Raw genomic sequence first — 23,641 nt, forward strand, 5'->3', positions numbered from 1 at the left:
CTCCCGAGAGAAAGCACCCGTTGTCCCCGACCGCACCCCCGGCCCCGGCGCCGCGCATCACGTACGGCGCGGTACTGGGCAGCCCCTACGTCGCCCGCCTGCTCGGCGGCACCCTCACCGGCCGCCTCCCCAACGGCATGGCACCCGTCGCCATCCTCCTGTGGACCACCACGTCCGGAGGCAGCATCGCCTTCGGCGGGCTGCTCAGCGCCCTGTACGGGCTGTCCTCCTCGCTGGCACAGCCGGTCAAGGGACGCCTGATGGACCGCCACGGACAGACCCCGGTGCACCTCCCTGCCGCCCTGCTCAACTCCGCGCTTCTGGTGGCCCTGCCGCTGGCCGACCCGCACGGTGGGCCGGCCCTCGCCACGGCGATCGTCGTCACCGCCGGCCTGACCACCCCGCCCCTGGAGTCCGGGCTCCGAGCCTTGTGGCCGAGCGTGCTGCCCGACCCCCGGCTGCGGCACGCCGCGCTCGCCCTCGACACCGGCACCCAGGGCCTGCTGTACATCGTCGGCCCCCTGCTCGTCGCCGCGCTCGCCTCCGCGTACAACCCGTCCCTCGCGCTGGCCGTCGCCGCCGCCCTCGGCCTGGCCGGCACCGCCGCGGTCGCCCTCGCGCCGCCGTCGCGGCGCTGGCGGCCCGAACGGTCCGGGAGCCAGGACGCGGCCCCGGCGCGGCGGCTGGCCAATCCCGCCGTGCTGCTGTTCGTCTCCCTCACCGGCATCGGGTTCGCGATCGGAGCCATGAACGTGTGGTCCATCGCCCTGGCCGAACAGCACCGCCAGGACATGCTGTCCGGGATCATCCCCGCCGCGTTCTCCACCGGCAGCTTCCTCGGCGGCCTCCTCTACGGAAGCCGCACCTGGTCGGGCACCACCTTCAGACGGCTGATCATCGCCGGTGCCGCGTTCCTGACCGGGTGGCTCCCGCTCCTTGCCCTTCCCGTCCCGTATGCGGCCACCGCCGCGGTCACCGTGCCCGGCGCGTTCCTCACGGTCGTGGTCGCCTGCGCCTACGTGACCACCGATGCCCTCACCCCCGCGGGCCGCACCAGCGAGGCGTACGCGTGGCTGATCCTGTCGATCGGCGTCGGGCAGTCCGCCGGTACCGCCCTCGCCGGACGCCTCGCCGAGCAGCCTCTGGCCAGCGCTGCGCTCCCCGCCGCCGGCGCGGCCTTCGCTCTCACCGTTCTTCTCGCCGCACGCCGACGTCTCCGCCCCACCGGACCCGTGCAGCGCGGCCGGCATCGCCGCCCGCTCCGAGGCCGGCACAAGACGCCCTGATCACGGCGCAACACCCCCTACTTTCCAACCCGTTTGAGGAGATCCATTTATGGCCGTTGTTGGTAAGGCGTGCTGTTCCAACCTGCGGAATGGTTATTGCTAGTGCTTGATCACGAGATCCCGTGTGCTTTCAGGACGCTCCGCACTGTGTTGCGAGAGTGCCCGGTGAGATCTGCGATGGATACCTCGGAGAGGCCCGCCTTCTTCGCTTCAAGGATCAGGCGGTCGCGTTCCTGGCACATGCGCCGGTACTCCGTGAGCTTCGCGCGGATCACCGCGTCAGCCGCAGGTTTCGGCAGCGGTGTGATCCAGGTAGGGGAACCGGGCCCGCACATCTGTGATGACCTGTGCCTATCGATTTCCATGCGCGGCAGCGTAGAACCTGAGGTGGCGGGCAGGGTGGTGCCGACACGCTGTGCATAAATGCGCAGTCTGTGCAGGATTGCACAGTCCTGATGGTCTGGGCGGGTGAATGTCCTGCCCCTGGCAGCGCAGGAAGTTGAGGGGGGCGCTCACCTCCTGGGACACCTTGACTGTCCAGCCGCCAGCAGGCCCGCCGAAGGAGCCCACCCCGCGGCACCATCCGAGTCAAGGAACCCCAAATGTTCGACCCCCGCGTCTTCGCCGCCGTGGACATGGGAACCTACGCGATCGGCGGAGGCTGGACCACAGCCTCACCGGACAACGAGGCCCCGGAAACGCGAAAGATCCACTTCTTCAACAACTGGGAATCGCAGCCAGCACCCACCGTCAAGAACCTGTCGGCGCTCCTCCTGGACGCCGACGGCGAGATGATCGCGTGGGGCTACGAAGCAAGGCGAATGTGGCTTACCCAGGGCATGGCCCTGCGCACGGCAGGGGCCAAGTACTACCACGGCTTCAAGATGGATCTCGGAGCCCTGGAGGAGGACGGCAGCACGGAGAAGGCCGTGGAAGCGGCGGAGGATGCGAGTCCGGCTGACGGCGCTTCCGAGCTCGAACGCACCGACCACGCCAGCGGCGTGAGCCCCCGGGACCTCCAGACAGCGGCCCTGCTCGCGATGCTTCTGCGCCAGGTCGTGCAGACGATGCTCCAGCAGATCACCACCAGCGGCTACGACGAGGACGACATCCGCTGGGTGCTGACGGTGCCCGCCTGCTTCAGCGACTATCAGAAGGCCATCTACCGCGATGTGATCAAGAACGCCGGACTGCCCGGCGAAGACGGGCGGGTCCTGCTCTCGCTGGAACCCGAAGCCGCCGCCCACTACGCCCGAGTCTCCAGAGCACGTCACGGTGATTCCGACCCAGGGCTGTTGGCCCCGGGGGCGCGCTTCATGGTTGTCGACTGCGGTGGCGGCACCATCGACATCACCGCCTACGAGAACGACCAGGACGGCAAGATGGTCGAGATCGGGCAGGCTCTCGGCGACCGCCTGGGCTCGGACTTCCTCAACCGCCGGGTCGAAAGCGAACACCTCCTCGAAGGCTTCGGCAAGGACGTCATGGACGACATCCGGGAAGCCTGTCCCGACGCCCTGCTGCACATGATCGACCAGTGGGAGCGTGCCAAGGTCGCCGTTCGGCTCGACCAGGAGGACAACCTCAACCTCCTTATTCCCACCGCCATCGACCGGAAGATGGGAGCGACGGGCCGCCGTCGACTGGCCCGGCGTCAGAACAAGGTCGACGACGCCATCGTCCTCACCCCCGCCCAGCTGCACGCGCTCTTCGACACCGTCGTGCCAGGTACATTCGAGCTCGTCGAGGCCCAGCTGAACGAGATGGAGTCCACCCAGAGCGACTCCGGCATCCCCAACGTGATCGCCCTCGCGGGCGGCTTCAGCAACTCGCCGTACCTCCAGCAGGCCATCAAGGAACGCTTCGGGGCCCGCGCCACCATCATCGTGCCGCCGAACCCCGACATCGCCGTCCTGGCCGGCGCCGTCCACTTCTGCTACGACCCCCAGACCCGCGCACGTCGTAGCCGGTTCACCTACGGCATCGACACCGCCATGTCGTTCGAAGAGGGCATCGACCCCGAATCGTCCCGGGTGAAGACCCCGGACGGAGACAGGTGCGCGGATCGGTTCAAGATCTACGCCACCGCTGGACAGTCGGTGCCGACGAACGCCGAGGTCTGCCACACGATGATCCCCCTGTTCGAGCAGCAGAAGCAGGTCGTGTTCGGCGTCTACGCCACCCGGGACACCGAACCCCGATACATCACCGAAGACGGCTGCGACCAATTGGCAGAGGTCACTATCGACCTCAGCCCAGTCATGCGCTTCGACCGCAAGGGGCGCGCAGTGCGCACCTTCATGAAGTTCGGCGAGACCGAGATCAAGGTCCGCGCCGAACTGGTGCAAGGAGGCGGCGAGGCCGTCGCGCAGGTTCGCTTCCACTCCAACTACTGAGCCGAGACCCATGTTCTTCCGTGAACCCAGGAAACCTTCGCAAGAAGAGTGGCTGACAGGCCCCGACCGGGGCCCGGGCATCCTCCCAGACCCCGGACCAAGCATCAAGGAAGAGCTGGAGGCCGCCCACCAGCGGATCGTGGCGCTGGAGTTCGAGGTGCGTCGCGGCGCTACCGAGCACCAGCGCATGTGGCGGCACATCAACCGCCTCGAACGCCAGCTGGGCACCCTCCTCGCCACCCAGCTGGACCGGCGCGGCGATCTCGCGGGAACGCAGCACTGCGAGCACCAGGAGCTCTCCCGCCAGACCCGGACACTGGTGGAACAACAGTTCCAGAACTTCTCCCGCCAGTACAGCGACAGAACTGACCTCGCCCGACACCGCCCCAACCGGGAACGCACCGCGTTCCTCATGTCCCAACTCATCCGGCACCTCCTGGACAAGAGGCCGGCCTCCAGTTGGTCCATCCAGCAGTCCCTCCGCCTCGCGGACGACCCCGGCACCGAGGCCGCGATCAACCGCCTGCGGAGCGACTGCGTCGCCCTGGCGGAGCGCATCGCCAAGATCGGCCTCGCACACGAATGGAGCTACACCTACACCACAGGAGCACCCCTGGACCCTGAACGGCAGGAAGCCTGGGCATCGTGCGACCCCGAATCGCCAGTCTCCTTCGTCGTTGCGCCGGCGTATCTCGTCGACGGGCGGATCTACGGCCGCCAGCTTGTCTATACCGCCTGACCGGATCGGGCCCCACCACTGTGGGGTCCCGGCCCGTGCTCTCTAGGCGACGCCCTTGACCACCCGCGACGAAGCTGCCGGTCCGGCCGGCGGGAGGGATCAGATTGAGTTGCTGTAGGAGGTTGGCGGCCGGGCTTGGTGGCGGCAAATTGGTGTGGGTGTCGGATAATCTTGTGCCTGATGAACTGTGGGAACGTATCTCTCCGCTGCTCCCGCCCCGGCCTGCATTACTTCCTCGCGCGCCATCTCGGTGAAGTTACCGGTCCGGCCGAGCACCGGCATCTCGATATCGCGGGTGTTGGCGGCGTGGCTGGCTCGGCCTCAGCGTCGGCTGATCTCGGCGGCGTAGTCGGCGCCGAAGCCCTGGCTTTCGCGGGTCCAGTTGTCTCCGGTGGACTGGTGGAAGCCGAGCAGTCGGCTGGTGACGAAGGCGGGCAGCTCCGGGACCTCGGCCAACTCGGTGCCGTACGCGCGGTAGTCACGGCGGGCGGCCGGGCTCACCGCAGCTCGGCAGCGAGTCAGCCGAACGACCAGTAGGTCACAACGCCGTGCCCTGCGCAATAACGATCTGCTCCGCGATAAACCGAATCAGAGGAATTTCCCGACCCAATTCCTCATCGTGGGCATAGGGTGCATATTTTGGAAATTCACCCTCCTTTGCATGCACTAGAGCATTTCTCACCTTGTATATCCTCCTCGCAACTGCCCCACGGACGACATCTTCATCATTTCCGCGAATGTCAACTTTGCCCGCTCCGGCAAAAGGAACCCCATTGTTGGCGTAGTGGTCAGCCAGAGTGGCGTCATGCGCATCAAGATCAGCAACAAGGCGAGGCACATCAAGGAACCTGTCGAGCACCAATTGAAGCGACCGCTGCTCGTTCACTCCCCCCTCCCTCTTAACCTGACGTTGAACCTTATCGACGATCCGGATAATCGACTGGATATCCTTAGTGCGCCGAGCCGAGAAGGAAGGGTCGGTAATACCCGACCGCACCTGCCTCACCAAGTCTTCATTGAACACCTTCTCGAAGAAATGTTCAGCGATGTGATAGTACGCCAGGTACTCCAGCAATGGAATTTCTGCTGCGACACCCATGAGGTAGTGGTGCACTAGATCCGCTTCATACGTCTGCCTAGGGGCATCCATAGATCCAGTCTGGGACCTCCTGACCCGCTGGATAGCCCGGGGGCGGAACCACGGCTCCAGGCCAATCCGAGCTGCCGCATCAGTGTTGTAGGCGGCATGAAAAAGGAAAGAATTGGCAAGCGCTTCAAAGTCCGATCGCGCCTTTACAGCATCAATGCGCAGCGTAGTCGCGCGAAGCCCTTCCGATATTACATCAAACAGAGATTCAATTCCCGGGCCCTTCCGGCCCGTCCTAATACTTCCCCGCATTGCCGGCTTGTCGGCACCTCTGATCCGATTCAGCACCATCCTGCCCCTCGCCGTCGCCAGGAAGCTATGGTTCTGCGCAACCATGCAAAGCAGATAGGCCGTGAACTCTCGGGACGGCCTGCCGACTCTGAAAGTCAAGGCATTTTCACCTTGACCATTAAATTCACTGTCCTCGAAGTACCTGTCGAAAGTGCCGATCGAGTCGAGTGAGATCAAGGAGAATTCCGCCCTATCGTCCCAATGGAAAGAAGTCTCAGTCTTGCGCTTCGCCTGATTCAGGCGGTCTACAATAGCGGAGACCTCGACGCTCTCTACGCCAACGATAGACGCACCATCAGGCAGACTGATGGGTGATAGCAGGGTGAAGTCTTCGCCTTCCCTATCACCGCCACGGCGGAACACTATTCGCAGTGCCTCCATGATGGATTTTTCATCTACGACAGGTTGTTCTCCCATAGGAATCCTTCCGATCCATGGAGCGCTGGTGCGGGAACGCCCCCTGCGAGAATTACCTTAACAAGCGCACAACCCGCTGTTTCGAGAAATGGAGCCTTCCATCCTCACTCCGAGCTGGCCAGATGCGGGGTGAGGACGGCTTGGACGAGGCTGGTGATCCGGCGAGCACCGCAGTTTGCGTAGGAGCCGCCAGGACTTGAGGGTGGCGACGGCCTTCTCAACGAGGGCCCGGATCTTCGCGTGGGACCGGTTGATCGACTGCTGGCCCGCGGAGAGGGTCTCCCACCGTGGTGTGCCGTCGTGGTGCCGACGCTGAACCCGGCGGCGAACCGGGCATAGGCGTGGCAGATGGGCGAGGCGAGCAGGGCCTGGTGGCCGGCAGTCAGGCGCCGCCACCGGCAGCCGATCGTGCGGCGGTGGCGCCGCAGCTGCTGTGCGAGGAAGCGGAGGGCGAAGCTGGACACGTCGACGCCCGGCGGGTAGACAAGCACGTGAAGCCTCTGGTGGAGCCGGTTCTCTTGGTCGAAAACCCATCTACCAGGGGCTTCACCATGTCGTCAGCCCAACTGCGGGACTCCAGAATCTGGTTGGAAAAGACTCAACGCAGGGCTTATCAGGGTTCCGCAAGCTTGCTGACGTCCCGTCACTCAGCTGCAGTGCGCTTCGTCCCGTCGCCGGATGTACAGAGCGTTACTCCCGACCATCGCAAGCCCGCTCGTCCTGCTCCGCATCGGCAGAGCGCCCTGTCCAGTCGCAAGCTCCCTCCCATCCATCCGAGTGAAGTGCAGATAAGCACCGAATGCTGGAAGGCGGCGCGCGACGCCGACACCGAGTCCAAGGAGGAGTGGCTCGCGGCCAAGCGCGCCGCCGAGCAGGAGGCGGCCCTCACCTGGGCGAAGCAGTTCGACATGCCGCAGCTGGAAGGCCCGGAGAAGGCCCTGGACTGGGGCGAGCGATCCCGCCACCAGCTGATGACAGCCGCGCACACCGCGCTCGTCGTGGAGGGGACCTGGGACGAGGCCGACTGGGCGGCGCTGGAGGAGAAGGCCCGCGCCATCACCCGCGCCGGCTGGTGGATCGACCAGCGCGACGCAGAGGGCACCGACGTGCTCGAACTCCTCGACGCAGCCACCGAGGCGGACCGCGGAACGGAGAACCAGTTCCGCTGACGGCTGGGGAACATAGCCGGGAAACGCCGGTTAGCCAAACCGGCGTTCCTCCGGACCATTGTTCCTCCCACCCCGCCGCCAATTGCGTGGAAGGAACCCATGTCCCAGCCCCCGACCAGATCGGCCTTCGCGCCGACGCCCGACCCGCTCACCCCCGACCGGGACATCACGCACCAGCACTTCCGGGCCGGTGACACCGTCGTCGTCCTCCAGGGGGTGGCCGGCGGGGAACTGTGGGGCGACGCCATGCACGTGGTCGCCCCGTCCTGGCACACCCCCACCGACGAGGACGGATGGCGGCTGCGTGATGCGACCGGCGGAGCCCAGTCCTACGTCACCGCCCACCCCCGCTACCTCGTGCACCTCTCGCGCCGCTGCCCGGACTGCCTGATCCACCTGCGGGCCATGGAAGTGGCCCTCCTTGCGCGGTTCGCCGACCGCGACGAGCTGATCGACTGCGGCTGGTACACCACCACCGCCCTCAACCAGTTGGTGCACATCGCCGACATCCGGGGCGGCCGGTGATCCCCCGCCTCCACGAGCGGACCCACAGACCGCACGACCCGCTCGCCGAGGCACTGGGGAGGCCGGTCTCGCCGAACGAGAGCCTGACGGAGTACACGGTCGTCGCCCACTGGCCGGGCCTGGATCACTTCACGCTGGACGACGAGCAGAAGACCTGGACGTCCGTCGAGTGGGCCGAGCACCTCGAAGACCCGTACCTGGAGCATCCGTTCGCCGCCAGCCCGGACGGCGACCGGCGGGCGATCCTCCACCTCGACGTCCGGCTTCACCCGGACGACCGCGAACTGACCGGCCCCGAGTGGTCCGAAACCGCCTACCGGCTCGCGCGGGCCGCCGGCATCGAGATCCCCGGCCAGGAACACGGGTGCCGGTGGATCGCCGTTCAGGCCCAGCCCGGACGCCTCGACCTGATCGCCAACCTGATCCACCTCGACGGCGCCCGGCACTCCCCGCCCACCGACATCCTGCGCCGCCTCTCCGGCGAAGCGCGCCGCATCGAGCAGGACCTCCACCTGATCCCCGTCCGCACCGGACCCACGACGCGGCCCGCCATCTGTACGGCGCCCACGGCATCGGCCCAGCTCGCGAGCGTCCTCATGCAGCTCGCCGACGAGCAGGCAGGCCCGCTCGCCACGGTCCGGGGACTCGTCGAGCACACCGCGCACCGGATCGCCCGCCAACCGGGAGCCGTCGGCGCCGACACGGCGCACCGCCTGGAGCTGATAGCCCGCCGCATCCACGCCATCCAGCAGGACCTGGACACCACCGCGGCCCACCTGGTCCAGCCCCGGGTCGCCACCGTGCCGCCCGCCCTCCGGCACACCGCCCACCGATCGCTTTAGGAGAAACGTCTCCTTGCCCCGTTCCGACCGTTTCCTGGACATCCGCCGCGACCCGCACTCCGACGAACTCCTCGCCCGCGGCGGGGACTCCGAGGCGCACAGCATCCTCCAGCGCACGGGATTCATCGCCGTCGTCCGCGTCCACGAGACCTACCACCGCGCCCCCACCGGCCTCACCGAAGACGACGAAATCCGCTTCGCCACCGACGCCGTCGCACGCATCCGGGCCGCCGGGTACCACGTCGGCTGCGACACAGACTTCGACACCGCCGCGCGCCCGGCCGGTTACCTGCCGCTGGGCTCCTCCGTCGCGCACCTCGCCGAGCGCATTCGCGAGGCCACCACCACGGAAGAGGCTGCCGACGCCCTGATCGAGCTGACCGCCGCCCACGACGGCATCCTCGCCGCGCTGGAGGAAGTCCTCACCGCCACCGCCGACTTCCACGACGGGCTCGGCGCGCCGGCCGATCCGTACATCGCCCGGCGGTTGCGCTACCTCGCCGACAATCACCTGGGCGTCATCCGCAGCGATCTCGCCGACACCCGCAACACGCTCGCCGACCGGCACGCCCCGCACCCCGGCCGCAGCACGTGCAGCGGGGAAGTCCACGCCACCGAACGCGAGCGCTCCGCCGTGTGCGCCTGTCCGCCCCCGCCGCGCACGCTCCCGGCTCCGCCGCCGGTGGCCGCCGGACTGCGCCGCTGACTCCCACCTCGCCCAAGGACACCATGCACGACCACGACACCTCCGAACGCCTCGCCTCGTTCGCCGACGTCCTCGCCGGCGAACTCCCCGGCACCTGGACCAGCTCCCACCTGCCGGCCGACGCCAAGGACGACCTCGCCGAACTCGCCGACAGGATCTGGGACCTCGACCTGATCGCCGCCTCCCTCGCCGAGCACCCGCTCCGGCAGGCCGCCGTCCTGAGCCGCCCGGACGGCGCCCAGGTCGCCGTCCTCAACCGTCACGATGAACGCGACGGCTTCCTCATCGCCGCCGTCGCCCCTCGCACCCTGCCCGACGAGGCATACCGCACCGTCCCCGAGCCCAACGGCATCGCCCTAACCGACGACCCGTTCCTGAGCGCCGAGCAGATAGTCGGCGACCTGCTCGCCCGCTACGACAGCGCCCTCGCCCAGGTCCGGCACAACGCGCTGGGCGGCATCCAGCCCTCCCAGCCGGACCGGGTCGTCCTGACCTGGCAGCCAGACGGCAGCGTCGCCACCGTGCCCGTCGACGACCGTGCCAGCGCGACCCTCGTGGCCAACGGCTTCGTCCAGGACCCGCAGAGCGGCATCTACCGCCTCAGCGGCGACGACACCCAAGCGCAGGCGCGCGCCCTGCGCGAAATCGGCCCGCAGCTGGACGCGCTCGGCATCGACACCGCACTCCAGCACCCCGCAGGTCGGACCGCGCCCGCCTCCGCCCCCGCTTCCATGCCGCCGGTCCCCGCCAGCCCCCGCACCCGCACGCCGACCACCAAGGCTCGATGACGCTCAAGGAGCCCGACTTCCGGATGCGGGAGTACAACACCCTCACCAAGGACCCCGGCACCCGGCTCGTCGTCGCGATCGGCGACGACCGGGCCGCGGGAATTCTGCAGGCCACAGGACAGTTCGTTTCCGCTGCCGGGCCCACGGCCCCTACACTGACGGCCGCACGCCCTGCTCGTCGAGCAGCGGCGTCAGGGTGCCACCGCAGCCGCGCACGCGCTGCTCCTCGCCGGATTCAGCGTCGACCTCGACCCCATGGTTGTGTCGGTGGGGAAGCGGCATACCCAACCCCATGCTCAACGTCCTCGGCACCCCTGACGGCGACCAGCAGGCAGCAAACCGCTACCCCCAGCAGCACGCGGAGCGCGCCGCCGCAGCCGACGAAACCGTGACATCGGGGACCTGCTCACCACGATCGGCGCCCCTACGGGCGGCTGCCGCGTCCCGTGGAGCCCCCACCTGGGTGGTCTGGCTCCAGCATCTGGAAGACGCCGGGCAGTACCCGCACCCGCCGAACAGCTGATGGACACCACCAGGCCCACCTGCCACTCCTGGCAGCGAAAGATCCGCATCACCGCCGTCATCGCAGGGCGAGCGGCAGCCGCCACCACAACCACCGCCCTGCCGGTCCCTGCCGCATCGCCGGCTCTCCGGCGGTGACCCCGCAGACCAGATTGGAGATCCCCTTCCCTTGGGAAACCGAGCAGATGACGAAGGCACCGACGTCGAGATCTACCGCAAGCCGCTGAGTACCACCATCCACGCCGACACCCCCACGGGCGCCCCGGAGCAGCTCCTGGTCCTGCTCGACCAGCTCGGCCTGCGGCGCCAGAGGCTCACCACCGCAGGCCCGGCCTACGTGTGGCACGAGGCCCCCGCAGACCTGTCCGAGGACGAGCAGAAACGTCTCGTCACCCGGGCCGTCCCGACGCTCCTCATGGCCGGATACCTCGTCAGCATCACCGACGACATCTTCGACCCGGCCGCCTACCAGGAAGCCGTCGCGGAGTACCGCAGCCGCAGCGGCGCGCCAGCCACGGCTTCTCCTTCCGGGCCAGCTGCCGCACCAGCACCAGCACCGGCGGGTGGCGGACCGCGCTCCAGCCGCAGCGTCTGAACGACCGGCCGGGAGCCTGCCCCCTGCGGCGGGGACCGGCCATCCCGTACACGCATCGTCCTGGAGTCCCGGCTATCGCTGACCGCACACCGCCGCCCATCGCCGCGTCCCGGCCGCCCCGGCTGGCCGTCTTCCTCGTCCGCCGCTACCTGCGCGCCTGCACCCCTGCCAGCCCTGGACGGCCGCATCCGCTCGCCCCCGCCGACTGGGCGGCCCTCCACGAGTCCCGCCGCGGCCAGCACCTCTGATACCTCGTCCCTTTCTTCTCCGTCTCCTCCGGGAGGGCCATGACCGACTCGCCCTATCACGTCCGCCTCGCCGGTGAGGTCGCCCGGCAGATCGACCAGCTCGCCGCCCACCTCTCCCAGGCCCCGCCCGGCGAGGCCGTCCAGATCATCGCCACGGTCCTCGACCCGGACGAGGGCGTCCTCGGCCGGATCACCACCCTGGTGGCCACCGCCTCCCACTACGCGAAGGACCGTGCTGAGAGCGGGGTGTTCCCGTCCGAGGTGTGGCTCGCTCTGGGCCGCGCCGCGAACGAACTGCACGATGTGGGCCTGGACCTCGATGAACACACCGACGCGCTCCGGCAGGTCGCCCGGCGACCGGCACCCGACAGCACAGCGATGCCCCCGAAGCCGCCCTCGTCCCAGCCTCCGGGGCGGGGCCGGTGAGCCACCAGCCCTGGCCCCACGCGAATCAGCAGCCGCAGCAGCACTACCTCATCGAGCCCCGCTACCTGGCCGGCGGCGGCGACCATCGGTATGTCACCGAGTATCTGCGCGCTTCGGGCTGGAAGGACCTCTCGAAGACGGGCGGACCGCTCGTCTTCGACAGCCCCGACCGAGGCGTCCGGATCGGCTTCGCCCCGCAGGTCCAGCCCGGCGGCTGGACCATCCGCGGGAAGCCGAGCGGGCATCAGGCGGCGTGGCACGCCACCTTCGGTCTCCAGGCCCCGGTGGAGATCGTCGCGGGTTTCACCGACGCGCTCACCCGACCGCGCTCCGCTCACGCCCCCAACCCCTGGGCGCCTCTGGAGCGCCGGGGGTGGCAGGCCCCGCCCGGTCGGCATGTCACCGCTGTCAGCCCGGACGGGAACGCCCGGCTCCAGTGGAACGAGTCCGCCCCTGGCGAACCACTCTGGTGGGCCTCGGCCCGTAACGAGTACGGCAGGGTCTGGGACGCGGTCTTCACCCCCACCACGCCCCTGCACCTCGTCGAAGCGTTCAGCGCGGCGCTGGCCGACCCGAAGCCGGTGATGCGGCCCCGTGGGATGTTCCCGCCCAGCAGCCGGATCCGCACCACCTCCGTCTCCGTCCTGCCCGCCGAACTCTCCGCCTGGCAGCAGGCCCGCATCACCGCCGCCCGCGCCGCCACCTGGGCCCGCAGCAACTGGACCAACGCCCGGCCCCGCAAGACCAAGCCTGCCGCAGCCCCGTACGGCGTCGCCGGACCGGCACGCGCACGCCGCTGAGACCCACGCGGCCCGGCCGTCCTGGACCGTGAGCGGCCCCGCTCCTCATCCGGGGCTGTTCCGGCGTGAGAACTCCTGGCACCGGCCCCGGGGTTCGCGCACCCGTGCGGGACGGCGCTTCCCGGCCGATACGCCCCCGGCAGGCCGCCGAGCCAACGCCCCGGGGCGGGGCCCTGCCCCTGAAGGAGAGTCACCATCGACCTGATCACCCAGTCCGACAAGCATCTCGCCCGCCTCGGCCGTTTCTTGCGCCAGGCGAAGGCGATCACGGACGCCTTCGACCGAGATCCCGCGCAGGAGGAGAGCGGTGACGGCTGGCCGGCGGACAGCGAGGCGTACGGCTGGGCCGCCCACCGCCGTGACCGCACCCTGTGGGAAGCGTTCCGGCCGGTTCGCGAACACGCCGACGTCCTGCTGGCCACCGCCACCGCGCAGCTGGCCCTGCTTCCCGCCGCGTCCCGCACCGAGTGGGAGCCCCGGATCGGCGCCTTGTCCAGCGCGGCCGAAGCGCTGGACGCCGAGCACGACATCGTGCTGGAGCGGCTGCGGACCGCCCTCATCCCGTCGGACGCGACGGTGGACGCGGTCGATGCGGTCCTGACGGAGTTCTTCGACGAAGCCTGGCCCGCGCTCGATGCGTGGGCGGCCGGTGCCGACGCCGTCATCGGACTCGACTCCGCGGTCCGCGTTCAGCGGGGCTCCGCCCAGCGCCGGGCCGCCAACCTGGCCGCAGTTCGTGGTCCGGCCGGTGGCGTTGCCGCGCCGCATCGGCCCCGGCGGGGAGGCGGCCGATGACCGCCCCGCCGACAGTCGGGTCCGCAGACGGACGGAGTGCGTCGTGCTGAGGCGGGAGCAGGTGGATCGGTTCGCCGCCGAGAACACCGGCTTCCTGGACGATGTGTCGCCGCGGTATCTGGCCGGGCCCGGTGACGCCCGCCATGTCACCCACGCCCTGGCCGCCGCCGGGTGGCGGGTGAGGTCCGATCCGCTCGCGCCGGTGGTCGACCTGATCAGCCCCGACCATCGCTACCGGCTGCGGCACGAGCCGCAGACCATGGCCGGCGGCGCGATATGGAGCCTGCACAGCGACGCCCCCGAGGCGTACTGGTACGCGCAGTTCACCGCGATCCCCGTGGAGATCCTCGCCGGCCTCACCGACCAGCTCTTCCTCCCGCCGCCGGCCGTCGGGCCGTACGGGGTGTGGGATCTGCTGGCCGATGCCGACTGGTCCCAAACCTCGCACGGGGACGGCACCGTGGCCCGCTCCCCCAGCGGCATGGTCAGCGTCAAGCACCGGCAGATCACGACGGGCTACGAGAGCCGCGCATGGCGGATCGAGGCCCGGCCGGCCCCGGACGAGGGGCCTCGGATCTGGGGCGCCTGGATCGTGTACGAGCCCCCGCCCCACCTGATCACGGGGCTGGCCGCCGCGCTCACCGACCCCTCGCCCCTGCAGCGCACCTGGGCACAGCCCGAGGCCCATTACAGCGCCCGGCGCACCGAAAGCCGGGTGACCCCTCAGGCGTACGTGAAGGCTCACCGCACCCGCGTCGACGCCGTCCGCGCCCGGGTCCGCGCCGCCCGCCGCGCCAACCCCCCGACCAGCACAGCACCTGCACCCCCATCCACATCCACATCCACTCCTGCTCCTGTTCCATCGCTACGACAGGCAAGGTGACATCGCCATTTCCCCGCACGACCCCCGCCCTGATGACCTGCTGGCCGTCTTCCTCGCCCGCATGACCCAGCTCCAGGAAGCGTGGGAGTCCCGCATCGACACCCACACCGACCCGAGCGGCGTGCCGTACGACGACGAGGCCCACCAGCAGGCCGAAGTACGCCGCGACGCGGAAGCCTGGGACGCGTTCGAACCACTTGCGCTGATCGCCGCACGGCTCGTGGCCTCCGGCGAGCAGCACCTGCCCCGCCTTCCCGCCGGCATCGTTCAGCCACGGTGGGGCTGGCAGCTCTCGGTCCTCGCCGCCGTCACCCGCCGGCTCGACACGGTCAGCGCCTCGGCGCAGGAGGCTCTCAGTGACCTGCCGCCCGGCGCCGGGCCCGGCAGCGACGCGTACGAGACGGTGATCGCCGAGCGGAACACTGCCGTATGGCCCCTGCTGGAGGAATGGGCCCTGCACGCCCCGGCCCTCCTCGGCATCCGCACGGCAACGGCCGGGACGGACCGGCCACGGCCGGCCACCAGCGCCCCCGCCCAGCCCGCGACCACACGTCCCTCCTCGCCGGCGGTGCGGCGATGACCGGACCCGGGACCGTCGTCGTCGACTTCATCGCGCCCCGGCACCTGGCCGGCGGCGGAGACCCCGCCTGGATCACCGTGCCCCTCCATCGTGCGGCCGGCTGGAGCCACGGAAACGACCTCCTGATGCCCCGCGTCCTGCTCGCCGCCCCCGGCCAGAAGGCACTGCTGAAGCTGGAGCCCGCCACCGACGGCCCGTGGTGGACTGTTCACCACGCCGCCGACGCCGGGCGGCCCGCCTGGTCCGCGGCCTTCGGCGGACGCACCCCGGTCGAGGCCATCGCCGGCTTCACCGACGCCCTCACCCACCCCCACACCGCCCCCGCCGACCCGGACCCCTACGCCCCGCTGCTCGCGCAGGGCTGGCTCCCGAAACGCGACCAAGACGGACTCTCGTCCCCCGACGGCTTCGCCCACATCGACCACTTCCCCCAAGGCGACAACGGCCACTGGTACGTCACGACAGCCATCGGCGCAGAGCCCGAGGACCAGATCTGGCAGGCCCGCTTCGACAGCGCCACCCCCCTACCGCTGATCACCGGCTTCACCCGCGCCCTCGCCGACCCCACACCCCTGGCCCGGGACCCCCTGAGCCTGGCCCCCAGCGCCCGGGTCCGCGCCCAGGTCCACGTCCGCGAGATGCCCGCAGCCCGGACGGCCTTCGCGCTGGAACGCCGCGTCCAGCAGCTCACCACCGCGGCCCCGAGCTCACCGGAGGCGAGTCGGCGCGCTCCGTGCGTTCCTCCCCCTCACCGCCGAACCCGCTGACCCAAGTCTCCTCTCCACTGGACCGCCTCGCTTGCCGAACTCCCCTTCCGCCTCCAGCAGTCCCGGCACCGACCTGGCCTTCAAAGCCCTCCTCGGCACCTTCGCCATCGCCGTCCCGGCCGCCAACATCGCCTGGCTCAGCGGCAACATCACCGCCCGGCTCACCGGCCGGCCACCAGCCCCCTACCGACCCGCCGACGCCCTCCTCCACCCCGACCAGGTCTGGCCGGGCGCAGAGGAAACGTCCCTGCTGATCGCCACGCGCATCGTGCCCGCCGTGTTCCTGACCTTGCTCGCGGTGATCGCCGCCATGTGGTGGAAGCGGCACAGAGGCGGCAGCGGCGGACGGAAGGTCGCCGGGATGGCCAAGGCCCGGGATATCGAGCCGCTGCTCGCCAAGGCCGTCACCACCAAAGCCCGCTCCCTGCGGCCCAGTCTCAAGGACGCGAAGTCCATCGCCTCGGCCGACGCCGGGATCCTCCTCGGCAACCTGGCCGGCACCCGGAACGAGGTCCGCATGGGGTACGAGGACGTCGCCGTCGCGATCATGGCCCCCCGCTCCGGGAAAACCACCTCGCTGGCGATCCCCTCCATCCTCGCCGCACCCGGCTCCGTCCTCCTCACCTCCAACAAGGCAGCGCAGGACGCGTTCACGACGACCGTGGACGCACGCGCCTCTGTCGGCAGGGTGTGGTCGATGGACCCGCAGCAGATCGCCCACGCTGCCCGGGAGATGTGGTGGAACCCCCTCGCCTCCGCGACGACCCTCGACGGAGCCGGCAGGCTGGCCGGGCACTTCCTCGCCGCGTCCGTGGACGCGAGCCAGCAGGGCGACTTCTGGTCCAAAGCCGGATCCAACATCCTGTCCCAGCTGTTCCTGGCCGCAGCGCTCGACGAACGGCCCATCACCGACGTCATGGACTGGCTCGCCTTCCCCGCGAACCGCGCCCCGCTCGACATCCTCCGCGATCACGGCTTCACCGCCGTCGCCGCCCAGCTCAAAGGCACCGTGGAGGGACCGCCCGAGACCCGCGACGGCATCTACGAAACCGCCCGCCAGTACGCCGCCGCCCTCCTCAACACCGAAATCGCCCGATGGATCACCCCGCAGAAGAGCATCGCGGAGTTCAAGCCGGGCGAGTTCGTCACCAGCACAGACACCCTCTATCTGCTGTCGAAAGACGGCGGCGGCGGCGCGAGCGCGCTGATCGCGGCATGCGCCGACTCCGTCATGCGGGCCGCGACCGCCCAGGCCGAACGCGCGGGCGGACGCCTAGACCCGCCGATGCTCGCGATCCTCGACGAAGCCGCCAACGTCTGCAAGATCAGCGACCTTCCCGACCTGTACTCCCACCTCGGATCACGGGGAATCATCCCCATCACCATCCTCCAGTCCTACCGCCAGGGCCAGAAAGTATGGGGCGACGCCGGCATGGACGCCCTGTGGTCCGCCTCCACCATCAAAGTCATCGGCTCCGGCATCGACGACCCCGACTTCGCCGACAAACTGTCCCGCCTGATCGGCGACCACGACGTCGAAACGAAATCCACCTCCACATCCGACTCCGGCACATCCACCAGCATCAGCATGCGGCAGGAACGCATCCTCCCCGCCGACGCCATCCGCGCCCTCGCCAAGGGCACCGCCCTGCTGTTCGCGACCGGCATGCGCGCCGCCATGCTCGACCTGCGCCCCTGGTACCAGGAACCCGGCGCCGATCAACTGTCCGCCGCCTCCGCACGGGCATCGAAGGCGATCACCACCCGCGCCATCGCCAAGCACGCCCCCCAGCCAGGCGACTACGACACCGCCGCATAGCCGACTCGCCCCTCAAACCGCGTCCGCTCTCTTCCCGCATTCCGTATTCCGCCTGAGGGCCTCATCACCGTCACCGGCCATCACTACGTGTTCGTCGGTGCCCCCGCCGTCTGTGCCCTCACCCAACGCCAGGGCCCCGACCAGGCAGGCGAACTCGCCGCCGCTTATCCGCGAGCCCTGCGGCACGGGCTCGCTGAGCACGCCGACCCCGGCGCCCTCCAACTCCCCTCTCTCGCCACGCCACCTGTCAGGAACCGCCATTTCCCCCACTCCGCAATTCCGCGCCATTTCCCTCGGTGCGGGCATTCAGTCCAGCGCCATGCTCGCCCTCTCCGCCGAAGGCATCCTCCCCAGGGTCGAATACGCCATCTTCGCCGATACCGGCTGGGAACCCAAGGCCGTTTACGCCCATCTCAACCATCTGGAACGTGAGATAGCCGCACCCGCCGGGATATCCGTTCTCCGGGTCTCGTCGGGAAACATCAGAGAAGACGCACTCGACCCGGATCATCGGTTCGCGTCGATGCCCCTTTACATTCTCAACAAGGACGGCAAGCCTGGAATGACCCGGCGGCAGTGCACAGGCGAATATAAGATAAAGCCAATAAAGAGCCAGGTTCGGGAACTTCTCGGCTACCCCTATCCGGCGCGCATTCCGAAGGGCGTGTACGTCGAGCAGTGGGTCGGAATATCCACCGACGAGTTCCACAGGGCCAAGGACGCCGACGTCCAGTACATGCGCAACCGGCACCCTCTCATCACCGAGATGAACTGGTCCCGTGCCGACTGCATCCGCTACCTGACTACCAGAGGGCTGGCCAGCACGCCGAAATCAAGCTGCCTTGGCTGCCCCTTCCACGGAAACGCCCAGTGGAGAGAAATCCGCGACAACTCGCCGGAAGAGTGGCAGGACGTCGTCGCATTCGACGCAGCCATACGCGCGGGGAACGCCCGCGCGAATGCGACCGGCAACAAACTGCTGGGACAGGCGTTTCTGCACCGCTCCCGCGTTCCCCTCGACCAGGCGCCGATCGACCATGTCACCGCCGCCGAATGGGCCGCCCGCCAACAAGACCTCGACAGCGCCGGACCCGACGCGGACGAACTGGAACAGGGCGTCATCGACGGCTGCTCCCCCTGGGCGTGCCGGGGAGCCGACGAGTCGGTGCAGGACGATTTCGGTCTAGCCGCTTGAGCCACGGTGGGCTTGTTCTGGATCTCTTCGCGGGCCCGGGCGGCTGGTCGTATCCGCTGAGCGTGTTCGGTGTGCGGGACATCGGTCTGGAATGGGACGAGTGGGCCTGCCGCACGCGTGCGGCAGTGGGCCAGCTGACCATCCGGACCGATGTCGCCCTGTACCCCGCCGGGCCGTTCGTGGGCCGGACCCGGGGGGTGATCGCGTCCCCGCCGTGTCAGGCGTGGTCGATGGCGGGCAAGCAACTCGGGCTCGTGGACCAGCCGCTGGTCCATCAGGCCGTCGCCGACCTCGCCCAGGGGCGCGACACCCGCGAACAGTTGCTGAGCGCGTGTCGCGACGAACGTTCCCTTCTGGCTGCCGAGCCGATGCGCTACCTCCACGCCCTCAACAGCATCGGCGAGCCGGAGTGGGTAGCGATGGAAGAGGTCCCGCACGTCCTGCCCCTCTGGAAGCAATACGCAGCGGTCCTCCGCGCCTGGGGGTTCTCCGTATGGACCGGCATTCTGAACGCCGCCGACTACGGGGTACCCCAGACGAGAAGGCGGGCGATCCTGCTCGCCTCCCGCGTCCGCACCGCCGAACCGCCCCCTCCCACTCACGCCCAAGTCGCTGAGCTGGAGACGTTGTTCGGGCCCGGCCGAGCGCAGTGGGTATCCATGGCCGAGGCCCTCGGCTGGGGCGCGACCGACCGGCCGGTCCCGACCGTGTGCGCCGGGGGCGGCCCCGGCGGCGGGCCCGAGCCTTTCCCCTCGGGGTCCCGTAAGGCCCTCGCCGACGCCCGTGACCGCGGCGCCTGGACCCGGCGGAGCCCCGGCACCGGGATCGTGCTCAGATCCCGCCGGGAAGGGTCCGGATGGGCCGAGCGGCACGGCACCCGCGAGAACCGCCCCGCCGACATGCCGGCCCCCTCCTTCACCACGGAGGCGCACCGCTGGTCCTGGAGCCTGCGCAGCAACAACCAGGCCAACGCCACCGTCCGCTCGATCACCGAGCCGGCGGGGACCCTGTTCTTCGGACACCGCGCCAATGAATGCGTCTGGGTCGCCGAGCCCATTGCGGACGAGGCTGGCGGGGACAGCGGGGCGGTGGAGTCGATCCGGATCACCGCCCAGGAGGCCGGCCTGTTGCAGACGTTCCCGGCCGACTTCCCGTGGCAGGGGACCAAGGGCCAGCAGTTCTCGCAGATCGGCAACGCTGTACCGCCCCGGCTGGCGGCTCATCTCCTCGCCCCGCACCTCGGCAAGTCCCTCAGCTCCGGCGACTTCACCCTGGTGGCCTGATGCCCGACACGACCGACTCGTTCGTCGGCGATACCAGGCTGAGCGACCCTGCGCCGTCGCCGCCGGTGCACTACGCCGAGCAGGCCCTCCTCGGCGCCCTCCTCCTCAGCCCCGAGCGGCTGACCACCGTCGGCGCCCTGGAATCCGGACATTTCGGCGACCCTGCCCACGCGGCCCTGTTCGCAGCCATGAGCACGCTGTCCCCGCCCGATCCCGCCGTGCACACCCGGGAGCCGGTGTGGCTGAACTCAGCCCTCGACCACGCCCGCCGCCAGGCGCGCGGGCTGACCGCCTCCTACCTCCACACCCTGATCGGCATCTGTCCCGATCCCGCCCACGCCCCGGCCTACGCGCAAATCGTCCGCTCCGAGCACGCCCGCCGCACCCTGCGGTCCCACGCCGGAAATCTCGCCCGTACGGCTGGCGATCCGGCACTGCCGCACCCGGCCGCCGTCCTCGACCACGCCGACGGCCTCACCCGATACCTCGACCAGCTCGCCGGGCAGTTCGCCCCGCGCCCCGGCTCCCTGCCCCGCACCCCGCTTCCCCCGGAGCGGCCGAAGACAGCGACCGAGGATGTCCTGGACGAGGAACGGCTGCTTCTGGCCGTGGCGACCGCCCACCCCGACGAGCTGACCGGGATGCGATGGCTGCAGCCCGAGGACTTCGCCCTCCCCCTGCACGGACAGCTCTACCGCTGCCTCACGCTCCTCGCCCGCCGCGGTGCCGTCATCGACCCGGTCACCGTGCTGTGGGAAGCCCAGCACCACGGACTGACCGCCCAAGACGCCGATCCGGGCGACCTGCTGGCCCTGCTCTCCACCTCCGCCGGATCCACCGAGCACTGGGGCCGACGCATCCTCCAGCGCGCCCTCCTCCACCAGGCCCATACCACCGCCGAAGCGATCCGCATCCTCACCGAGGACCCGGCCAACACCGTTCACCAGCTCGTCACCACCAGCCGCCGCGCCCTCGCCGACCTGACCGCCATCCGCACCCGCTGGCAGCCCCCCGTCACCCCGCAGCCACCCACGCGCAGCCGGGCTCCGCGCACCACCGCCGCAGCCCGCGCCGGCCCCCTGCGCACCACGGCCGCTGCCAGTGCCACGCGCGCCAGCCGATAGTGCGGAACACGGAAGGACTCTGCTTTTGTCACGCCCCCCGATCGCCCATGTCCGTCTCGACCGGCATTCCGAACATCCCGACGCGGTCACCGCCGCTCTCGCCGGCACCGGCGAGGGCGCCGACACCGCTCGCGCGCTGCTGGCCGGTCACGGCTTCCGGCCCCGGGACGCCGTGACCATGATCCTGGCCCGGATCGACCACGAGGAACCCCACCACGCCAACCGGGCGGCGACCGTCCTGCGGTCCGCCGGGGCCGCCGTGGAGATCACCCCCCGTCTGCAGGACGACATCGACACCGAGTGGACCTGGGCCGAATACCCCATGCCCTGGCTGAACCGCGACGAGATCCGCAGGGTCTCGAACGAGGCGCAGAAGATCCACGACGACATCACCGCCGGCCGCCTGGTCATCCACCGCCATGCCCACGACGGGCACACTATCGTCGCGGTCGGCACCTACCCCGGCGGTCAGAGCATCCACCTCCACGGCGAGAACCACCTGCGGCAGACCACCCTGTTCTACGACACGACCGCCGAAGCCCTCCGCGAGTTCGACGACCTCTACACCGACGCCGTCCGCCCCGGACCGGCACCCGCCACCGAGATCGAGGAGCACGCGGCAGCCGCCCTCGCCGGCACTTCGATCGCCGGAGCACGCGCGGCCACCACCACCGCGTCGACCGAACCGGCGGCGCCGCCAACCGAGACCGTTCCGGTGTACGCGGCCGAAGCTGGTGACCACGAAGCCCTTCTCTGCGAGTTCCTCGAAGCCCAGGGCGAATGGGAGAAGTACCGGCCCTGGGACGAGACGACCGTCGCCAGTCACGAGAGCCTGACCCTGCGGGCGGAGTTCGTCCACGAAGCCGGCCCCCGCGACACTGCCTGGACCGTCGCGGCCTACGAGTCCCCGGTCAGCGAGCGCATCTGGCACGCCACCGCCACCGCCGCCACCCCCGTCGAGATCCTGCGCGCCCTTCTCGACAGCCTCGCCTCCGAGAACCCCTGGGGCGGCGGGCTGGACGCCGAGATCACTGAGAAGACGCTCGCCGAGGCCACCCGTCCTCTCACCGAGAACGGCTGGCCGCAGAAGACCGACGGTCGCTGCGTGACCTGGACCGCTCCCACCAGCGAGCCGGCGGGGATGCGGTTCGACGCCTTCGTCGCCCAACGTCCGAACGGCACCCTGCCCGCCTGGACCCTGTGGGGCGGCAACACCCCCCACCAGCCCACCTGGGCCATCCACCTCTCCTCACGCGCTCCCGCCGCGCTCCTGCAGGACCTCACCTACGAACTCGCCCACGGCGTCGCCATCCGTTCCATCACGATGCCCGCACCGGCTCAACAGCCGAACTCTCTCGTCAGCACCGCGTCCCACAGCCTGCCGCCCGACGTCGCTCGTGCCCGCACTGACCGCACACGGTGACCGTCGGACCGAGTCCAGGTCACCCCGGACCGAGACGAGGACTTGAGGGACGGTGCGGACCTTCCCCTGCGTTACTCCTTATGCGGGCCAATCGTCGATGTCTGAGGCTTCTCGCCGAGCACGCGAACGAGCTGTTCGGCGGCCCGGGATTTCGCCTCGGACTTCCGTTTCGAACGGCCACTGGCAGTGACTGTAGTGTCTTCGTCGGCGCGGATAGCGGTGACGGTTGTAGTGAACAGGGGCGCGTGGGGCGGCCCCTCGTTGGCCGTCTGCCACCTCAGATCCAGAAGCATCCGGATCTGCGCGAGTTCGTTGACGGCGCTGACCGGCGAACCCCCGAGGCGTTCGGCAAGAAAGCCGACAATCGCGCTGGGGCGTTGCTGACGGGCATGCGAGGGGTCCTGGACTCCGGCGAGCATGCCGTGACCGTCGATGGCGATCCCGGCGGAGCCGAACCAGGATCGCAGCGTTTCGGTACGAACGTCGATGGTGTCGCCCGCCTGCCGGACGGTGAGACCACTGTGCATGAGGCCCAGGGCCCGCTCCACCAATTCGCGGGCGCGATCATTGAGGTGCAATCGGTCTTCCGGGCCTGTCGTCTTCTCGCGCATCCGGTCCGAGCCACGAGCAAGACAGGCGATCGTGCAGTACATCCCCTTCCCGATCGCCTTCTCGTTGTTGCCGGCGGCCCGGTGGACGAGGTACCAGCCTGCGGGAACGTACTGCCCGCGCTCCAGGCTGCCGCAGACGCGACACTGGAACGGGCGTACCGGGCGGCTTGGGCGGGGGACGGTGGCCCGATGGCGTCCGTGCCCTGGCGGGACATCCCGCGAGCCGTCGGCCTCAGCGGCTGAAGGTTCCGGTGACAGGACGGG

At 69.6% G+C, this 23,641-nt stretch carries 24 protein-coding genes and 1 pseudogene; 21 read left to right on the forward strand and 4 right to left on the reverse strand.

Annotated elements, in window-relative coordinates:
• Positions 1–20: 20 nt before the first annotated feature.
• From ACWF94_RS00460 to ACWF94_RS00470, 3 genes are all read left to right on the forward strand, one after another.
• Positions 21–1,286 (forward strand): MFS transporter, encoded by a 1,266-nt coding sequence (locus tag ACWF94_RS00460; protein WP_453483233.1) that lies wholly within the window; start codon positions 21–23, stop codon positions 1,284–1,286.
• 602 nt (positions 1,287–1,888) lie between these two features.
• On the forward strand, positions 1,889–3,682 hold the full coding sequence (locus ACWF94_RS00465) for an Hsp70 family protein (RefSeq protein ID WP_453483234.1): 1,794 nt from the start codon (positions 1,889–1,891) through the stop codon (positions 3,680–3,682).
• Positions 3,683–3,692: 10 nt separating this feature from the next.
• Positions 3,693–4,421 carry a hypothetical protein gene (locus ACWF94_RS00470; protein ID WP_453483236.1) on the forward strand — a complete coding sequence of 243 codons (729 nt, stop codon included), beginning with the start codon at positions 3,693–3,695 and terminating at the stop codon, positions 4,419–4,421.
• A gap of 321 nt (positions 4,422–4,742) precedes the next feature.
• Here ACWF94_RS00470 and ACWF94_RS00475 read toward each other — a convergent pair whose 3' ends face one another.
• The 3 genes and pseudogenes from ACWF94_RS00475 to ACWF94_RS00485 form a co-directional block, all read right to left on the reverse strand.
• Positions 4,743–4,922 carry a hypothetical protein gene (locus ACWF94_RS00475; protein WP_453483238.1) on the reverse strand — a complete coding sequence of 60 codons (180 nt, stop codon included), beginning with the start codon at positions 4,920–4,922 and terminating at the stop codon, positions 4,743–4,745.
• A 37-nt stretch (positions 4,923–4,959) separates the two neighbouring features.
• On the reverse strand, positions 4,960–6,276 hold the full coding sequence (locus ACWF94_RS00480; RefSeq protein WP_453483240.1) for a hypothetical protein: 1,317 nt from the start codon (positions 6,274–6,276) through the stop codon (positions 4,960–4,962).
• A 104-nt stretch (positions 6,277–6,380) separates the two neighbouring features.
• Positions 6,381–6,767 (reverse strand): annotated as a pseudogene (locus ACWF94_RS00485) (hypothetical protein).
• 291 nt (positions 6,768–7,058) lie between these two features.
• On the opposite strand from ACWF94_RS00485, the gene ACWF94_RS00490 reads away from it, so the two are divergent.
• The 18 genes from ACWF94_RS00490 (at position 7,059) to ACWF94_RS00575 (ending at position 22,766) form a co-directional block, all read left to right on the forward strand.
• Complete coding sequence (locus ACWF94_RS00490) at positions 7,059–7,445, forward strand: hypothetical protein (RefSeq protein WP_453483242.1); 387 nt, start codon at positions 7,059–7,061, stop codon at positions 7,443–7,445.
• 99 nt (positions 7,446–7,544) lie between these two features.
• Positions 7,545–7,970: a hypothetical protein gene (locus ACWF94_RS00495; RefSeq protein WP_453483244.1), complete on the forward strand. Its 426-nt coding sequence runs from the start codon at positions 7,545–7,547 to the stop codon at positions 7,968–7,970.
• The gene (locus tag ACWF94_RS00500) at positions 7,967–8,812 is read left to right on the forward strand and encodes a relaxase/mobilization nuclease (RefSeq protein WP_453483246.1); all 846 of its coding nucleotides are present in this window, start codon (positions 7,967–7,969) and stop codon (positions 8,810–8,812) included. Before ACWF94_RS00495 ends, ACWF94_RS00500 begins: the two co-directional genes overlap by 4 nt.
• A 13-nt stretch (positions 8,813–8,825) precedes the next feature.
• The gene (locus ACWF94_RS00505) at positions 8,826–9,518 is read left to right on the forward strand and encodes a hypothetical protein (RefSeq protein ID WP_453483247.1); all 693 of its coding nucleotides are present in this window, start codon (positions 8,826–8,828) and stop codon (positions 9,516–9,518) included.
• 23 nt (positions 9,519–9,541) lie between these two features.
• A complete protein-coding gene (locus ACWF94_RS00510) occupies positions 9,542–10,306 on the forward strand; it encodes a hypothetical protein (protein ID WP_453483249.1) in 765 nt (254 codons plus the stop codon).
• Positions 10,307–10,598: 292 nt separating this feature from the next.
• The gene (locus ACWF94_RS00515; protein ID WP_453483251.1) at positions 10,599–10,829 is read left to right on the forward strand and encodes a hypothetical protein; all 231 of its coding nucleotides are present in this window, start codon (positions 10,599–10,601) and stop codon (positions 10,827–10,829) included.
• Positions 10,830–10,997: 168 nt separating this feature from the next.
• Positions 10,998–11,423 (forward strand): hypothetical protein, encoded by a 426-nt coding sequence (locus ACWF94_RS00520; RefSeq protein ID WP_453483252.1) that lies wholly within the window; start codon positions 10,998–11,000, stop codon positions 11,421–11,423.
• Positions 11,424–11,710: 287 nt separating this feature from the next.
• Positions 11,711–12,097, forward strand: a complete 387-nt coding sequence (locus tag ACWF94_RS00525) for a hypothetical protein (RefSeq protein WP_453483253.1) — start codon at positions 11,711–11,713, stop codon at positions 12,095–12,097.
• Positions 12,094–12,897 carry a DUF317 domain-containing protein gene (locus ACWF94_RS00530; RefSeq protein WP_453483255.1) on the forward strand — a complete coding sequence of 268 codons (804 nt, stop codon included), beginning with the start codon at positions 12,094–12,096 and terminating at the stop codon, positions 12,895–12,897. Before ACWF94_RS00525 ends, ACWF94_RS00530 begins: the two co-directional genes overlap by 4 nt.
• A gap of 246 nt (positions 12,898–13,143) precedes the next feature.
• Entirely contained in the window at positions 13,144–13,692 is a 549-nt protein-coding gene (locus tag ACWF94_RS00535) for a hypothetical protein (RefSeq protein ID WP_453483257.1), read from the forward strand.
• 43 nt (positions 13,693–13,735) lie between these two features.
• Positions 13,736–14,575, forward strand: a complete 840-nt coding sequence (locus ACWF94_RS00540; RefSeq protein WP_453483259.1) for a DUF317 domain-containing protein — start codon at positions 13,736–13,738, stop codon at positions 14,573–14,575.
• Between the two features lie 61 nt (positions 14,576–14,636).
• A complete protein-coding gene (locus ACWF94_RS00545; protein ID WP_453483261.1) occupies positions 14,637–15,155 on the forward strand; it encodes a hypothetical protein in 519 nt (172 codons plus the stop codon).
• Positions 15,152–15,922 (forward strand): DUF317 domain-containing protein, encoded by a 771-nt coding sequence (locus ACWF94_RS00550; protein ID WP_453483263.1) that lies wholly within the window; start codon positions 15,152–15,154, stop codon positions 15,920–15,922. The genes ACWF94_RS00545 and ACWF94_RS00550 overlap by 4 nt, the downstream gene beginning before the upstream one ends.
• Before the next feature lie 31 nt (positions 15,923–15,953).
• Complete coding sequence (locus tag ACWF94_RS00555) at positions 15,954–17,741, forward strand: type IV secretory system conjugative DNA transfer family protein (RefSeq protein WP_453483265.1); 1,788 nt, start codon at positions 15,954–15,956, stop codon at positions 17,739–17,741.
• Between the two features lie 319 nt (positions 17,742–18,060).
• Positions 18,061–18,936 carry a hypothetical protein gene (locus ACWF94_RS00560; protein ID WP_453483267.1) on the forward strand — a complete coding sequence of 292 codons (876 nt, stop codon included), beginning with the start codon at positions 18,061–18,063 and terminating at the stop codon, positions 18,934–18,936.
• Complete coding sequence (locus ACWF94_RS00565) at positions 18,933–20,219, forward strand: DNA cytosine methyltransferase (RefSeq protein WP_453483269.1); 1,287 nt, start codon at positions 18,933–18,935, stop codon at positions 20,217–20,219. The genes ACWF94_RS00560 and ACWF94_RS00565 overlap by 4 nt, the downstream gene beginning before the upstream one ends.
• Positions 20,219–21,343 (forward strand): DnaB-like helicase N-terminal domain-containing protein, encoded by a 1,125-nt coding sequence (locus ACWF94_RS00570; RefSeq protein ID WP_453483271.1) that lies wholly within the window; start codon positions 20,219–20,221, stop codon positions 21,341–21,343. Before ACWF94_RS00565 ends, ACWF94_RS00570 begins: the two co-directional genes overlap by 1 nt.
• A gap of 25 nt (positions 21,344–21,368) precedes the next feature.
• Complete coding sequence (locus ACWF94_RS00575) at positions 21,369–22,766, forward strand: DUF317 domain-containing protein (RefSeq protein WP_453483273.1); 1,398 nt, start codon at positions 21,369–21,371, stop codon at positions 22,764–22,766.
• Positions 22,767–22,837: 71 nt separating this feature from the next.
• Here ACWF94_RS00575 and ACWF94_RS00580 read toward each other — a convergent pair whose 3' ends face one another.
• Positions 22,838–23,419: a double-stranded RNA binding motif domain-containing protein gene (locus tag ACWF94_RS00580; protein ID WP_453483275.1), complete on the reverse strand. Its 582-nt coding sequence runs from the start codon at positions 23,417–23,419 to the stop codon at positions 22,838–22,840.
• Between the last annotated feature and the right edge of the window lie 222 nt (positions 23,420–23,641).

Source organism: Streptomyces sp. NPDC055078 (assembly GCF_053607985.1).

What these genes read in the sequence shown, in the direction of transcription:
- ACWF94_RS00560 (WP_453483267.1), top strand. Translation starts at nt 18,061, where the DNA reads ATGCTCGCCCTCTCCGCCGAAGGCATCCTCCCCAGGGTCGAATACGCC.
- ACWF94_RS00470 (WP_453483236.1), top strand. Translation starts at nt 3,693, where the DNA reads ATGTTCTTCCGTGAACCCAGGAAACCTTCGCAAGAAGAGTGGCTGACA.
- ACWF94_RS00510 (WP_453483249.1), top strand. Translation starts at nt 9,542, where the DNA reads ATGCACGACCACGACACCTCCGAACGCCTCGCCTCGTTCGCCGACGTC.
- ACWF94_RS00550 (WP_453483263.1), top strand. Translation starts at nt 15,152, where the DNA reads ATGACCGGACCCGGGACCGTCGTCGTCGACTTCATCGCGCCCCGGCAC.
- ACWF94_RS00545 (WP_453483261.1), top strand. Translation starts at nt 14,637, where the DNA reads ATGACCCAGCTCCAGGAAGCGTGGGAGTCCCGCATCGACACCCACACC.
- ACWF94_RS00525 (WP_453483253.1), top strand. Translation starts at nt 11,711, where the DNA reads ATGACCGACTCGCCCTATCACGTCCGCCTCGCCGGTGAGGTCGCCCGG.
- ACWF94_RS00465 (WP_453483234.1), top strand. Translation starts at nt 1,889, where the DNA reads ATGTTCGACCCCCGCGTCTTCGCCGCCGTGGACATGGGAACCTACGCG.
- ACWF94_RS00495 (WP_453483244.1), top strand. Translation starts at nt 7,545, where the DNA reads ATGTCCCAGCCCCCGACCAGATCGGCCTTCGCGCCGACGCCCGACCCG.
- ACWF94_RS00515 (WP_453483251.1), top strand. Translation starts at nt 10,599, where the DNA reads ATGCTCAACGTCCTCGGCACCCCTGACGGCGACCAGCAGGCAGCAAAC.
- ACWF94_RS00580 (WP_453483275.1), bottom strand. Translation starts at nt 23,419, where the DNA reads ATGTACTGCACGATCGCCTGTCTTGCTCGTGGCTCGGACCGGATGCGC.
- ACWF94_RS00480 (WP_453483240.1), bottom strand. Translation starts at nt 6,276, where the DNA reads ATGGGAGAACAACCTGTCGTAGATGAAAAATCCATCATGGAGGCACTG.
- ACWF94_RS00570 (WP_453483271.1), top strand. Translation starts at nt 20,219, where the DNA reads ATGCCCGACACGACCGACTCGTTCGTCGGCGATACCAGGCTGAGCGAC.